At 49.8% G+C, this 14651-nt stretch carries 10 protein-coding genes; 2 read left to right on the plus strand and 8 right to left on the minus strand.

Annotation, left to right across the window (positions count from 1 at the left end):
• Positions 1-2 precede the first annotated feature (2 nt).
• Complete coding sequence (locus M2371_RS11365; protein ID WP_172893389.1) at positions 3-1115, plus strand: M20 family metallopeptidase; 1113 nt, start codon at positions 3-5, stop codon at positions 1113-1115.
• 41 nt (positions 1116-1156) lie between these two features.
• Here the strand turns inward: M2371_RS11365 and adhP are convergent, their stop codons facing one another.
• The 8 genes from adhP to rlmD all read right to left on the minus strand — a co-directional run bounded on the left by adhP (position 1157) and on the right by rlmD (position 11790).
• Entirely contained in the window at positions 1157-2173 is a 1017-nt protein-coding gene (adhP, locus tag M2371_RS11370) for an alcohol dehydrogenase AdhP (RefSeq protein WP_034497982.1), read from the minus strand.
• Between the two features lie 170 nt (positions 2174-2343).
• Complete coding sequence (eno, locus tag M2371_RS11375; protein ID WP_034497984.1) at positions 2344-3648, minus strand: phosphopyruvate hydratase; 1305 nt, start codon at positions 3646-3648, stop codon at positions 2344-2346.
• An 83-nt stretch (positions 3649-3731) separates the two neighbouring features.
• Entirely contained in the window at positions 3732-5372 is a 1641-nt protein-coding gene (pyrG, locus tag M2371_RS11380) for a glutamine hydrolyzing CTP synthase (RefSeq protein WP_034497987.1), read from the minus strand.
• A 225-nt stretch (positions 5373-5597) separates the two neighbouring features.
• On the minus strand, positions 5598-6392 hold the full coding sequence (mazG, locus tag M2371_RS11385) for a nucleoside triphosphate pyrophosphohydrolase (RefSeq protein ID WP_172893388.1): 795 nt from the start codon (positions 6390-6392) through the stop codon (positions 5598-5600).
• A gap of 396 nt (positions 6393-6788) precedes the next feature.
• On the minus strand, positions 6789-7574 hold the full coding sequence (locus M2371_RS11390; protein WP_259267750.1) for a DUF4225 domain-containing protein: 786 nt from the start codon (positions 7572-7574) through the stop codon (positions 6789-6791).
• Positions 7571-8047 carry an Hcp family type VI secretion system effector gene (locus tag M2371_RS11395; protein ID WP_259267751.1) on the minus strand — a complete coding sequence of 159 codons (477 nt, stop codon included), beginning with the start codon at positions 8045-8047 and terminating at the stop codon, positions 7571-7573. The genes M2371_RS11390 and M2371_RS11395 overlap by 4 nt, the downstream gene beginning before the upstream one ends.
• Before the next feature lie 131 nt (positions 8048-8178).
• Complete coding sequence (gene relA, locus M2371_RS11400; protein ID WP_034497996.1) at positions 8179-10407, minus strand: GTP diphosphokinase; 2229 nt, start codon at positions 10405-10407, stop codon at positions 8179-8181.
• Positions 10408-10464: 57 nt separating this feature from the next.
• On the minus strand, positions 10465-11790 hold the full coding sequence (rlmD, locus tag M2371_RS11405) for a 23S rRNA (uracil(1939)-C(5))-methyltransferase RlmD (RefSeq protein ID WP_259267752.1): 1326 nt from the start codon (positions 11788-11790) through the stop codon (positions 10465-10467).
• Between the two features lie 60 nt (positions 11791-11850).
• On the opposite strand from rlmD, the gene barA reads away from it, so the two are divergent.
• Positions 11851-14610, plus strand: coding sequence for a two-component sensor histidine kinase BarA (barA, locus tag M2371_RS11410; protein ID WP_259267753.1), 2760 nt, complete (start codon positions 11851-11853; stop codon positions 14608-14610).
• The last annotated feature ends 41 nt before the right edge of the window (positions 14611-14651 follow it).

Consider the following 14651-nt stretch of genomic DNA (forward strand, 5'->3'; position numbering starts at 1 on the left):
ACATGGATTTGAAACAGTACCTTCAAGAACTCAAAAAACTGGTCAATATCGACTGTGGCACGGCAACGATTGATGGCGTTGAGGAAGTCAGCCGCATCATTCAACAGTGGTATCAAAACGAAAGCTGGCATTGCGACCGAATCGCTCTCGGCGAAAAAGTTGGCCCGGGTTTATTTGCCACCAACAAACCAGACGCTGACCATTATGATGTGCTGCTGGTCGGGCATATGGACACCGTCTTCCCGGTTGGAACCGTGGCTGAGCGGCCGTTCAGCATCGAAGGCAATCGCGCTTACGGCCCAGGCGTTTCAGATATGAAAAGCGGCCTGCTGAACATTCTCTGGGCATTACGTGAGATGGATAAAACGACGCTTCAGCGTTTGTCTATTGGCGTGGCAATGAACCCGGATGAAGAAACAGGTTCGGCACATTCGCATCACTGGATTGGCGAGCTGGCAAAGCGCAGCCGCTGCGTGTTGGTGTGCGAAGCCGCAAGGGCAGACGGTTCGCTGGTTAAAGCGCGTAAAGGCATTGCGGGTTATAAGTTAACGTTTAAAGGTGTGGCGGCGCATGCGGGTAACGACCCGGAAGCGGGTCGCTCCGCTATCAAAGCGCTGGCACGCGCGGTGCTGGAAATCAGCGATCTGGCAGATATGGCTAAAGGCACGACCATCAATCCCGGTGTGATTTCAGGTGGTGTGGGGGCAAACATCGTGCCGGAGCATGCGGAGATGATTGTTGATGTCCGCTTCCAGGACAACGATGAATATGCGCGAGTCCACGCTGCAATCCAGGCTTATGGCCAGCGTGAATTTGAGCGTGATGTGAAAACGAGCGTTCACCAACAAGCGCACAAACCTGCGATGGCACCGACGGCTGATACCGAAGAGTTGATGCGAATTGTCGAGCAAGCGGGTGTTGCCGAAGGGATCGACGTACGTTGGAAATCTGTTGGCGGCGGTTCTGATGCTAACCACACAGCAGCGCTGGGCATCCCTTCACTGGACGGTTTCGGCCCGATTGGCGCGGGGTTCCACAGCGCGTCAGAATACCTGGAGATAGACAGCATTGAGCCGAGAATTCGTCTGCTTAAGCGGGTAATTCAGTCGCTTTAAAATCAAATGGCCGGGGAAATCCCGGCCAACCTGGACAACGCTTATTTCTTAGTTTTAAAATCAATAACCATACGGCCTTTGATTTTGCCCTCTTCCATTTCCTTGAAAATAGCATTGATATCTTCAAGCGGACGCATCGTCACTTTTGGCACAACTTTACCTTCGGCGGCAAACTGGAAGGCTTCAGTCAAATCCATGCGGGTTCCCACCAGAGAACCGACGACTTCGATACCATCAAGCACCAGTCGCGGAATGTTTAGACTCATAGACTCTGAAGGCAGGCCGACCGCAACGATACGTGCACCAGCACGAACCGCATCGACCGCCGAGTTGAATGCCGCTTTTGCCACAGCCGTGACGACCGCCGCATGAGCACCACCTACTTTCTCCTGAATAACTTTGGCCGCATCTTCGTTGCGCGAGTTGATGACTAAATCTGCTCCACACTCTTTCGCGAAATCCAGTTGTGCATCGTTGACGTCGATTGCGATAACTTTGGCATTAAAGACGTTCTTCGCATATTGCAGCGCGAGGTTGCCAAGGCCACCCAGGCCGTAAATCGCAATCCACTGACCAGGTTGAATATGGGAAACTTTCACCGCTTTGTAAGTGGTGACGCCCGCGCAGGTGACGCTACTGGCTGCGGCGGATTCGAGGCCGTCAGGGACTTTTACTGCGTAATCGGCAACCACAATACACTCTTCAGCCATACCGCCGTCAGCGGTATATCCCGCATTCGTTACGCTACGACACAGTGTTTCGTTACCGGTATTACAATATTCACAATTGCCGCATCCACGGAAGAACCAGGCAACACTTGCACGATCTCCCACTTTCAGCGACGTGACGCCGGGGCCGATGGACTTCACCACCCCGATCCCTTCATGACCCAGCGTAATGCCGGTTACATCACCAAAGTCTCCGTTTTTCACATGCAAATCGGTGTGGCAAACACCGCAACACTCCATTGTCAGTAATGCCTCGCCGTGTTTCAGAGCACGAACGGGTTTATCTATGATGCCGACAGAGTGGTCTTTGTTAACAACTGCAGCTTTCATGGCGGTCTCCTGACCTGTGAGTGAAATAACCCACTAATCCTGGTCGAGAGCACTGGCAACCGCAAACTGCATTCCTGGTTTATGCGAGAGTGGCTCAGGTTTGGTGAAAAATGCGCACAAAAAAACCCGCCGAAGCGGGTTTTTTAATCAGAATTTAAAGCAGTAACGAATTACTGACCTTTAACTTCTTTCAGACCGTTGAACGGAGCTGGTGTGCCCGCAGCAGCCAGAGCTTCTTCGATACGAATCAGCTGGTTGTACTTAGCAACACGGTCAGAACGGCTCATAGAACCAGTTTTGATCTGGCCTGCAGCAGTACCAACAGCCAGGTCAGCGATGGTAGCGTCTTCAGTTTCGCCTGAACGGTGAGAGATAACTGCAGTGTAGCCAGCATCTTTCGCCATTTTGATCGCAGCCAGAGTTTCGGTCAGAGAACCGATCTGGTTGAATTTGATCAGAATGGAGTTAGCGATACCGTTGTCGATACCTCTTTTCAGGATTTTGGTGTTAGTAACGAACAGGTCATCACCAACCAGCTGAAGTTTGTCGCCCATGACTTTGGTCTGGTATGCGAAACCATCCCAATCAGACTCGTCCAGACCGTCTTCGATAGAAACGATTGGGTACTGTTTGGTCAGGTCTTCCAGGAAGTGAGTGAATTCTTCAGAGGTGAAAGCTTTGTTGCCTTCGCCAGCCAGAACGTATTTACCGTCTTTGTAGAATTCAGAAGCAGCACAGTCCATAGCCAGAGTAACGTCTTTACCCAGCTCGTAGCCTGCAGCTTTAACCGCTTCAGCGATTACAGCCAGTGCTTCAGCGTTGGAACCCAGGTTTGGCGCATAGCCACCTTCGTCACCAACAGCAGTACCCATACCTTTAGATTTCAGAACTTTAGCCAGGGTGTGGAAAACTTCAGAACCCATACGGATGGCTTCTTTCAGAGTTTTCGCGCCAACTGGTTGAATCATGAACTCTTGGATATCAACGTTGTTATCAGCGTGCTCGCCACCGTTGATGATGTTCATCATTGGCAGAGGCATAGAGAACTTGCCTGGGGTGCCGTTCAGTTCAGCGATGTGTGCGTACAGCGGCAGGCCTTTAGAGGCAGCAGCAGCTTTAGCAGCAGCAAGAGAAACAGCTAGGATTGCGTTAGCACCGAAGTTGGATTTGTTTTCGGTACCGTCCAGGTCGATCATGATCTTATCGATGTTAGCCTGGTCTTTCGCATCTTTACCAATTACAGCCGCAGCGATCGGGCCGTTAACTGCAGCAACGGCTTTCAGAACGCCTTTGCCCAGGAAGCGAGATTTGTCGCCATCGCGCAGTTCCAGCGCTTCGCGGGAACCAGTTGAAGCACCTGATGGTGCAGCAGCCATACCTACGAAACCGCCTTCCAGATGAACTTCAGCTTCAACAGTCGGGTTACCACGGGAGTCGATGATTTCACGACCGATGACTTTAACGATTTTGGACATTAGATTTTCCTCAGTACAAGTTAAACTAAAACTCCAGACAAACAACGCGCGAAACATTCGCGCGTTGTCGTTCTAACTCTCTCTTACTTCGCCTGACGCTTCTGGAACTCACCGGCAGCTTTAACAAAGCCTGCGAACAGTGGGTGCCCATCACGCGGAGTGGAAGTAAATTCCGGGTGGAACTGGCAAGCAACAAACCACGGATGATTTGGCACTTCGATGATTTCTACCAGTTGGTCATCACCGGAACGGCCCGCAACGCGCAGACCTGCTGCTTCAATTTGCTTCAACAACATGTTGTTGACTTCATAACGATGGCGATGGCGCTCAGTAATTGTCGGTTCACCGTACATCTGGCGCACCAGACTACCATCGGTCAACTGACACTGCTGGCCACCAAGACGCATGGTGCCGCCTAAGTCGCTCTTTTCAGTACGAACTTCAACGTTACCTTCTTCGTCGCGCCACTCGGTGATTAAGGCGACCACCGGGTATTTACAGTCTGGCACAAATTCAGTTGAGTTGGCGTTAGCCATGCCTGCAACGTTCCGTGCGAACTCAATCAGCGCAACCTGCATACCTAAGCAAATGCCCAGATACGGAATGTTTTGCTCACGAGCATAACGCGCGGTGGCGATTTTGCCTTCCACACCACGGTAACCGAAACCGCCAGGGATAAGGATAGCATCCAATCCCTTCAGCACTTCTTCAGCACCGCGAGTTTCAACATCCTGCGAGTCGATCAGCTTGATGTTAACGGTCAGACGATTTTTCAAACCACCGTGTTTCAATGCTTCAATCACAGATTTGTAGGCATCTGGCAGTTCAATGTACTTGCCGACCATACCAATTGTGACTTCGCTTGTCGGATTCGCTTCTTCATAAATAACTTGTTCCCATTCGGACAAGTTAGCTTCAGGAACGTTCAAGCTGAATCGTTTACAAATATAATCGTCCAGACCCTGTGATTTCAACAGACCTGGAATTTTATAGATGGAATCGACATCTTTTAGAGAAATAACCGCTTTCTCCGGGACGTTACAGAACAATGCAATTTTTGCACGTTCGTTAGCCGGAACAACGCGGTCAGAGCGGCAGATCAGCACATCTGGCTGAATACCGATAGAAAGCAGTTCTTTTACGGAGTGTTGAGTCGGCTTAGTTTTCACTTCACCGGCAGCAGCCATGTATGGCACCAGAGTCAGGTGCATATACAGGGTGTGCTCACGACCCACTTCAACCGCCATCTGACGAATCGCTTCGAGGAACGGCAGGGATTCGATATCGCCTACAGTACCGCCGATTTCAACCAGCACGACATCGTAGCCTTCGCCACCTTCAAGGATGCGTTCTTTGATTGCGTTCGTGATGTGTGGAATAACCTGAACTGTCGCGCCCAGGTAGTCGCCACGGCGCTCTTTACGCAGAACTTCTGAGTAAATACGGCCAGTGGTGAAGTTGTTACGACGTGTCATTTTGTTGCGAATGAAACGCTCGTAGTGACCTAAATCAAGGTCGGTTTCAGCGCCGTCTTCTGTAACGAACACTTCCCCATGTTGAATAGGGCTCATGGTACCCGGATCGACGTTGATGTACGGATCGAGTTTCATGATGGATACGTTGAGGCCACGGGCTTCGAGAATAGCTGCGAGGGAGGCTGCGGCAATGCCTTTACCCAGAGAGGAAACGACCCCGCCGGTCACAAAAATATAGTTCGTTGTCATGCTGAACCTGAAGAGTTAGGTTTAAAGACGATGGAAGTACCAGGACGGGAAAGTAGTATACCCGAACAGTATCGGCGCCACAAACTTTCATTCTGTCTGCAAAGCCCTGACCTCGCGCTTTGTCAGGGCAATGAAAATAGCCCGTTTGGCATAAATGTTTTTGACGTAAATCAAGCGCTTGTTAAATTGGAATTGCCATAAAAAGCGCTTGACCACAAAAACGCTTTAAATTTCAGTTTCCTGGCGTTTAACCTGCTGCCAGACCTGTTCCATGATTTCCAGGTCAACTCCGGTCATTGTCAGCCCCCTGTCGGCAATAATCCTTTCCACTTCGCGGAAACGACGCTCAAACTTCAGGTTGGCTTTTTGTAATGCCGTCTCAGCTTTGGTGCCTAAATGGCGTGCTAAATTGACGGTAGCGAACAATAAATCGCCGACTTCTTCTTCCAGTTTTGCTTCATCAACGACGGCTTGCTTTGCCTCATGCATCACTTCGTCGATTTCTTCATAGACTTTGTCTAAAACTGGGCCAAGCGTGGTCCAGTCAAAACCCACCGTCGAACAACGTTTCTGGATTTTATGCGCGCGCATCAATGCAGGTAATGCGTGAGGAATATCGTCTAACGCCGAATGCTGCGCTTTTTCCGCACGCTCATCACTTTTGATTTGTTCCCAACGCTCTAACACTTCGGCACTGTTTCCGGCTGTGCCGTCGGCAAAAATGTGCGGGTGGCGGCGTTCGAGTTTGTCGCTGATAGCTTTGCAGATATCGTCGAAATCAAAGCGCCCTTCTTCCTGCGCCATTTGCGCGTAAAACACGACCTGGAACAGCAAATCACCCAGCTCACCGCGTAAATCGTCAAAATCTTCGCGGTTGATGGCATCAAGCACTTCGTAGGTTTCTTCCAGCGTGTAAGGTGCGATGGTAGTGAAGGTTTGCTCACGGTCCCATGGACAGCCTGTTTCCGGGTCACGCAGGCGCTTCATAATGCCCAGTAGGCGGGTAATTTGAGAGGACATATCGGCTCTATTTTTTGTCAAATTTGTGGCTATCTATAGCAAAAACTGAGGTCGAGTTTCAATGAAATTACTCTTTCCACGTTTTTTTAGGTTGAGTCAAAATGTTAAAAAAAAGAGGAAGAATCATGCCATGAATCCATACAAAAAAAGTTGAGATATACATAATCCAGTCGTCATTTAAATATATGTTCAGATTTGATAGTAAACCATAGGGGAATGTTCCATATTTCAAAATATGGAATTGCGTGCCACCAAGAATCATGACAGAGATCACATACACAACCACAAATAATGAAGTATTAAATTTCACAGCATAAACGAAACACATCCCCTGTATCACAACAAACACAACCGAAGTAATGAGATACAAAAACAGAAAAAAAACATCCTCCATCATTATTCCTTTTCTAAGCCAGCTATCGTTGCACTATCTGAGGAGATTTCAATCGTTAGTTCGGACGGTGTCATTTTTTTGAAAGCATAAATTTTATCTTGGTTCATATATCGGAATAATCGCCACGCTTCTGGTTTGTTCACTTTGGTAAGTAAACCATTTACAGATAACCCAAGGTCAACCACAGCAAAAGCATTTTCGCCCTGTTTTTCAGTAAACCCCGCTTCTTTTGCGACGATCTGATAAACTTGTTTCACATAACCGACTTTTTCTTTTCGATATAACAAATAATATCCATTTTCATACATATTATTTGTACCGTGGGCAATAAGAGTTCCTCCAAACGCTGCACAACCTAGCCCTAACGTCCCCGCACAAGCACCATATCCCGCTATAATTTGTGTTCCCCCACCCACAAAACCGATTTGTTTAATAACTAATGTCTTCCAACCATTACGCTCAGTTTCAGCCTCCTTTTCAGCTTCAATAATGATCCATTGCTGCACTCGTTGAGCAAAGAGGTCGTCACTGGATTTTTTAAGGTAATTATACTCTTGCTGCAATACATAAGTCGCAGCATTCAAACTTATTCGGCCCTCGACAAAAGCCGTTTCACTCTGTGATATTAACTGTTGAACCTCTGCCAGGAAGCTGCGTTTTATATACGACTGTCGCAGGTAATTTCGCGCCACATGCTCACCCAAATTCTTAAGCTGTAACGATAATCGGTGTAATGTCTGAAAGGAAAAACTGTTTTCAATTTCAGAGGGAAATCTCGCATCTGTCATACGCGATCTTCCCAGAAACTATACCCGCAAGTTCCAGCCGCATGGTGTTCCCAGGTAATATCGTTATAGCGCAGCGAAATAACCTCCTCAGGCTGAACCTCACTTTGCGTTACTGAGTGTGGGTAATCAATGAACATCTCAACAATTACTGCACGATTAATTTTTATGGTGAAATATTTTTCCTGCCGTCCATCTGAAGCCGTGCGATAAAAATCGATAACGAGTGTTAATTCTTCCTGATTAGATATTGCGACGCCCAGTAACGGTGTCGCTTTATCAATGGCTTTTATCAATGTGACAGGGAGGTGGTTAACATTTTTGTCGCAAAGAATATGATGTTTGAATGAAAGAAGTTGAATTTGATCGGCATGAGATAACTGGCATCTGTTACCAATCGACTCTATCGATGAACAACCTTGTGAAATAAGACCCTGTTTATTTCCTGTCAGACTCATATAAATAGAATGTGCCATGGCTAATCCTTTAAATGAACACGAAGAATATACTTTACTCAGCTCATAAGGAAAAACAACGGCATAAACATATATGATTAAGCATTTGAAATAAGCAGCGGAAATACTTCCGCTGCAATATTAAAACTCTATCAGCCGTGCAAGCGCCTGGCGTCGATAATATCAGGCACCTGATTCAGTTTGCCCAATACCCGGCCCAGCACTTGCAGGTTGTAGATTTCGATATTCATATCAATGGTCGCCAGTTGCTGTTTTGTGTCGCTGCGGCTCGCAACGCCCAATACGTTCACTTTTTCATTCGCCAGAATGGTTGTGATATCGCGCAACAAGCCGCTGCGGTCATTGGCGGTAACACGCACCACCAGCGAATAACCGCTGGAGTAGCTTTCGCCCCACACCGCATCAACGATACGTTCTGGTGCGTGGGATTGCAGTTCCGCAAGCTGGTCGCAGTCGGCCCGGTGTATGGAAATACCGCGCCCCTGAGTGATAAAACCAACAATCTCATCACCCGGAATCGGCTGGCAGCAACGTGCGATGTGGTGCATCAGGTTGCCAACACCTTCCACCACCACGCGTCCATTATCTTTGCTGCGCGATTGTGGCGTGTAGGATTTCTTCTCCAGCTGGCGTAGGGCTTGCTCATCCTGTTCAGCCGCCGTTGGCTTATTAAACTGCGCTTGCAGGTAGTTACTCATCTGGTTAAGACGAATATCCCCGCCGCCAATGGCCGCCAGTAATTCTTCAATGTCATTGAAGTTGTAGCGCGGCAGTAATGACTTTTCGGCTTCTTTCAGACTGATACCCAGATGCTCAATTTCATCATCGAGGATCTGACGCCCGGCCAGAATGTTTTTATCGCGATCTTGTTTACGGAACCAGTTGTGGATTTTGGCACGCCCACGACTGGTAGTGATGTACCCGAGGTTCGGATTTAACCAGTCACGGCTTGGGTTCGGCTGCTTCTGAGTGATGACTTCAATTTGATCGCCCATTTGCAACTGATAGGTAAACGGCACGATGCGCCCACCGATTTTCGCGCCAATGCAACGATGCCCGACATCGCTATGAATATGGTAGGCAAAGTCCAGCGGCGTAGAGCCTGCCGGTAAATCAACCACGTCGCCTTTCGGCGTAAACACATACACGCGGTCGTCGAATACCTGACTGCGCACTTCGTCCAGCAACTCGCCGGAGTCCGCCATTTCTTCTTGCCAGGCGATCAGTTTACGCAGCCACGCGATGCGATCTTCATGACCTGAACTTCCGCTCTTGGCATTGCCTTCTTTGTATTTCCAGTGCGCCGCCACACCCAGTTCCGACTCTTCATGCATCTGCTTAGTACGGATCTGAATTTCAATAGTTTTGCCGTTTGGCCCCAACACCACGGTATGAATCGACTGATAACCGTTCGGTTTTGGGTTGGCAACGTAATCATCGAACTCGTCAGGCATGTGGCGGTAATGCGTGTGCACGATACCGAGCGCAGCGTAGCAATCCTGCAAACGTTCAGCCACCACTCGCACCGCACGCACATCAAACAACTCGTCAAAGGCGAGGGATTTCTTCTGCATCTTGCGCCAGATGCTGTAGATGTGTTTCGGACGGCCATACACTTCAGCCTTCACACCCTCTTCTTTCATCGACTTACGCAGCGCACTAACGAATTCGTCGATGTAATGCTCACGATCTATTCGACGCTCGTGCAGCAATTTGGCGATACGTTTGTATTCATCAGGATGCAGGTAACGGAAGCAGTAATCTTCCAGTTCCCACTTGAGCTGGCCGATACCGAGGCGGTTGGCGAGTGGTGCATAAATATTGGTACACTCTTTTGCCGCCAGGACGCGTTCGTCTTCCGGCGCGTCCTTCACTTCACGAAGGTGCGCGATGCGTTCGGCAAGTTTGATGACCACGCAGCGGAAATCATCGACCATCGCCAGCAACATGCGGCGAACGTTATCGACTTGTTCAGCAGAAACGGAATCAGTGTGGGCCGCTTTCAGTTGGCGAATAGCCGCCATGTCGCGCACACCATGAATCAGCGTCACAACCTGGTTATCAATGCTTTCGCGCATCACTTCTTCGGTCACGACGCCTGCATCTGCCAGCGGGAACAGCAAAGCGGCGCGTAGGGTGTCGTTGTCCATGCTCAACATCGACAGAATTTCCACCATCTCGACGCCGCGCCACAACAGCAGCTCTGCGTTCGGGTGGCCTTTCGTCTGTTGCTCGCAATACCGCCAGGTTTCGGCTAAGCGTTCACATGACTGCTGGTTAGTGATCCCGAGGCTCGCAATCCATCTGTCGGGCGCAAATTCGCCAGCTTTATTGAGATGTGCACTTCTTACCGCAACCATTGTCCATCCTCTTCGGTGTATACCCTACGCCTTGAACTTTATCGGGTATGTATCAAATCACTCGACCTGATCTAACCGCTCAAACAGCGCCATTGACTCCAGGTGCCCTGTGTGCGGGAACATATCCAGCATTGCAAGTTGGCGCAGTTGGTAGCCTGCAGCCAGCAATGCCTCGCTATCGCGGGCAAGCGTGGTCGGATTACATGAAACATAGACCACTCGCGTTGGCGCAAGTGAAATCACATGCTGCATGACACCCGGCGCACCCGCGCGTGCGGGGTCGAGCAATATTTTGTCAAAACCCTGGGCAGCCCAGGGCTGACGAGTCACGTCATCTTCCAGGTTTTCATGGAAGAATGTGACATTTTTCAGCGAATTACATTCTGCATTATATTCAGCTTTTGCCACCAGCGCAGCAACGCCTTCCACTCCAACGACACTTTCAGCGCGCGTGGCAAGCGGGAGCGTAAAGTTTCCCATTCCACAGAACAGATCCAGCACGCGGTCAGTTGGCTTAATATCCAGCCATTCAATAGCACGCGCCACCATTTGCTGATTCACGCCATCATTCACCTGAATGAAATCACGCGGACTGAACGTTAAGCGTAGTCCGTCTGAATGATAGCTGGGCTGAACATCACCCAGGGCCGTGAGTGTCTCACTGTCAGGCGCGAAAAACAGATCGACGCCATGAGAATGCGAAAAGCGTTCCAGTTTTTGCCTGTCATCATCATTCAGAGCATCTAAATGACGCAGCACCATCAACGGGCCATTATCGGCATGAACCAATTCAACATGCCCTAAACGGCGAACGGCTTTTAAACTGGCTAAACATTCGTGCAAAGGTTCTAGCAGCGCTTCAAGCTGGGGCACCAAAACCGGGCAACGCTGGATATTCACCAGTTCACTGTCCTGAGATTTACGAAACCCCATTTGCAACGTCTGTGTTTTCGCCAGGTAATTCAACCCCAAACGCGCACGACGACGATAACCCCATGGTGTTCCAGAAATTATTTCGTCCACCACCGCCGGGTTTTCACGCTTGCCCATCATGCGGGCCAGCGCCCTGGATTTGGCTTGTTGTTGCAGTTCGATGCTGGCGTGTTGCTGCTGGCAGCCGCCACAGACACCAAAATGCGGACAACGCGGTGTCGCACGTTGCGGGCTATCGTTTAAACGCCGCTTAACTTTAGCTTGAGCAAAGTTACGTTTATCTTCAGTAATGGTAATGTCGACCTGTTCACCAGGCAGTGCGCCCTGGATAAAAAGCGCCTTACCGTTGTGGCGTGCGACGCCTTGGCCAAACGGGTCAAGGTCGTTAACCGTCACGGTTATGATCTGACGAGTCGTAACCCGTCGCTTTGCAGAGTAGAATTGCGCCATGAGCCAGAATGCTCTCTCAAAATATTAACTATTGCTTCAATTGTCCCATATCGGAACCCCATGACCAACTACAGCCTGCGCGCACGCATGATGATCCTGATTCTGGCGCCGACATTAATGATCGGTTTATTGCTCAGCATCTTTTTTGTCGTCCATCGTTACAATGACTTGCAGCGTCAGTTAGAAGATTCCGGCGCCAATATAATCGAGCCGCTGGCGGTTGCGAGCGAATACGGTATGAGCTTCCACAGCCGCGAGTCGATTCGCCAGTTGGTCAGCGTTCTGCACCGCCGCCATTCTGATATTGTGCGGGCAATTTCGGTTTTCGATGAAAACAATAAACTGTTTGTCACCTCTAATTATCAGCTCAATGCGTCCGCACTCAAGTTGCCAAACAACGAAAAACCGCCGCACAGCTTGAGCATCACGCGCTATGGCGATTCCATTATCCTGCGCACGCCGATTATTTCTGAGAGCTATTCCCCCGACGAATCAGAAGTCACTGACGCCAAGCCAGCAGGAAACACGCTCGGCTATGTCGCGATTGAACTTGATCTGAAATCCGTACGTTTGCAGCAATACCGGGAAATTTTTATCTCGACGCTGATGATGTTGTTCTGCGTCGGTATCGCCATGCTGTTTGCTTATCGCCTGATGCGCGATGTCACCGGCCCGATTCGCAATATGGTGAATACCGTTGACCGAATCAGACGCGGGCAGCTCGACAGCCGGGTGGAAGGTTTTATGCTCGGCGAATTAGATATGCTGAAAAATGGTATCAATTCGATGGCGATGTCGCTAACCGCTTATCACGAAGAGATGCAGCACAATATTGACCAGGCGACATCTGACTTGCGCGAAACGCTGGAGCAGATGGAAATCCAGAACGTGGAGCTGGATTTGGCGAAGAAACGCGCTCAGGAAGCGGCACGTATTAAGTCTGAATTCCTCGCGAATATGTCTCACGAACTGCGCACCCCGTTAAATGGCGTGATTGGTTTTACCCGTCTGACGCTGAAAACCGATCTGAACGCTACGCAGCGCGATCACTTGCATACCATTGAACGTTCAGCGAATAACTTACTGACGATTATCAACGACGTGCTGGACTTCTCGAAGCTGGAAGCGGGCAAATTGATCCTCGAAAGTATTCCTTTCCCGCTGCGCAATACGCTCGACGAAGTGGTGACTTTACTGGCGCATTCGGCACATGACAAAGGTCTGGAACTGACGCTCCACATTAAGAATGATGTACCGGATAACGTGATTGGTGACCCGCTGCGTTTGCAGCAGGTGGTGACGAATCTGGTGGGGAATGCGATTAAATTTACCGAAAGCGGCAATATCGATCTGGTGGTCGAAAAACGCTCGCAGGGCAACAATAAAGTCCAGGTAGAAATGCGTATTCACGACACCGGCATCGGTATTCCCGAGCAGGAACAGTCGCGTTTATTCCAGGCGTTTCGTCAGGCGGATGCGAGTATTTCACGTCGCCACGGCGGCACCGGCCTTGGGTTAGTGATTACGCAGAAACTGGTGAGCGAAATGGGTGGCGATATTTCATTCCATAGCCAGCCAAATCAAGGCTCTACCTTCTGGTTCTACATCAACCTGGATCTCAATTCCAACGCGGTTCTGGACGGTTACTCCACCGAAAACCTCGCAGGTAAGCGCATTGCGTATATCGAGCAAAATGCCACTGCCGCGCAAAGCACGCTCAATATTCTGGCGAATACGCCGCTTGAGGTGATTTACAGCCCGACGTTTATGACTCTCGCCGAGGCGCACTACGATATCATGTTGTTTGGTTTGCCGGTGGCGTTCCGCGATTCCCTTTCCATTGCCAATCCAAAACTGGCGAAAGCCGTCACCATGACCGACTGCCTGATTCTGGCGCTACCAAGCCATTGCCAGGTCGATGCAGAATCTCTGAAAAAAGAGGGCGTTGCTGGTTGCTTGCTGAAGCCTGTTACCTCGACACGTTTGCTGCCGTTACTGGCCGAACACACTTTTAATGCGAATCCTGCACTCGTCGATAGCCTTGAGAATAAAAAATTACCGCTGACGGTAATGGCCGTGGATGACAACCCGGCAAACCTTAAGTTGATTGGCGCGTTGCTTGACGATCATGTTCAGAGTGTCGAACTGTGTGGCAGCGGGGCACAAGCGATTGAACGTGCGAAGCAGATGCAGATAGACATTATTTTGATGGATATTCAGATGCCGGAAATGGACGGTATACGTGCCTGTGAACTGATTCGCCAAATGCCACACCACCAGCAAACTCCGGTTATCGCCGTCACCGCACACGCCATGGCAGGGCAAAAAGAGAAATTGTTAAGTGCCGGGATGAACGACTATCTCGCCAAACCTATCGAAGAGAAAAAATTGTATAGCCTGCTGATGCGCTATCAGCCGGGAGCGATTACCGCTCCAGCCTCAGTGACGAACGTTGAAACAACCTTACCAAGCAGCCCGCAAAACCAGACGCTGGACTGGGCGCTTGCGTTGCAACAGGCGGCGAATAAGCCGGATCTGGCGCGTGACATGCTGCAAATGCTATTGGCTTTCCTGCCTGAAGTTCGTAACAAAGTTGAGGAGCAATTGGTAGGGGAAAACCCGGAAGGGTTAGTGGATATCATTCATAAGCTTCACGGCAGTTGCAGCTACAGCGGCGTACCAAAGTTGAAAAGCTTGTGCCGCCAGTTGGAGCATGAGTTGCGCTGTGGGGTGAAGCCCGAAGACCTGGAGCCTGAGCTTCTTGAGTTGCTTGATGAAATGAATAACGTTTCGAAAGAAGCCCAGCGGATGCTCAGCTAATTTAATGTCGGATGACGCTTCCGCTTATCCGACCAGGAAGC

The organism is Buttiauxella sp. BIGb0471 (genome assembly GCF_024807715.1).
Classification (GTDB): domain Bacteria; phylum Pseudomonadota; class Gammaproteobacteria; order Enterobacterales; family Enterobacteriaceae; genus Buttiauxella; species Buttiauxella agrestis.

Excerpts from the sequence above, each read along its gene's own strand:
- M2371_RS11365 (WP_172893389.1), top strand. The coding sequence starts at position 3 with ATGGATTTGAAACAGTACCTTCAAGAACTCAAAAAACTGGTCAATATC.
- eno (WP_034497984.1), bottom strand. The coding sequence starts at position 3,648 with ATGTCCAAAATCGTTAAAGTCATCGGTCGTGAAATCATCGACTCCCGT.
- rlmD (WP_259267752.1), bottom strand. The coding sequence starts at position 11,790 with ATGGCGCAATTCTACTCTGCAAAGCGACGGGTTACGACTCGTCAGATC.
- M2371_RS11390 (WP_259267750.1), bottom strand. The coding sequence starts at position 7,574 with ATGACAGATGCGAGATTTCCCTCTGAAATTGAAAACAGTTTTTCCTTT.
- barA (WP_259267753.1), top strand. The coding sequence starts at position 11,851 with ATGACCAACTACAGCCTGCGCGCACGCATGATGATCCTGATTCTGGCG.
- mazG (WP_172893388.1), bottom strand. The coding sequence starts at position 6,392 with ATGTCCTCTCAAATTACCCGCCTACTGGGCATTATGAAGCGCCTGCGT.
- M2371_RS11395 (WP_259267751.1), bottom strand. The coding sequence starts at position 8,047 with ATGGCACATTCTATTTATATGAGTCTGACAGGAAATAAACAGGGTCTT.
- adhP (WP_034497982.1), bottom strand. The coding sequence starts at position 2,173 with ATGAAAGCTGCAGTTGTTAACAAAGACCACTCTGTCGGCATCATAGAT.
- pyrG (WP_034497987.1), bottom strand. The coding sequence starts at position 5,372 with ATGACAACGAACTATATTTTTGTGACCGGCGGGGTCGTTTCCTCTCTG.
- relA (WP_034497996.1), bottom strand. The coding sequence starts at position 10,407 with ATGGTTGCGGTAAGAAGTGCACATCTCAATAAAGCTGGCGAATTTGCG.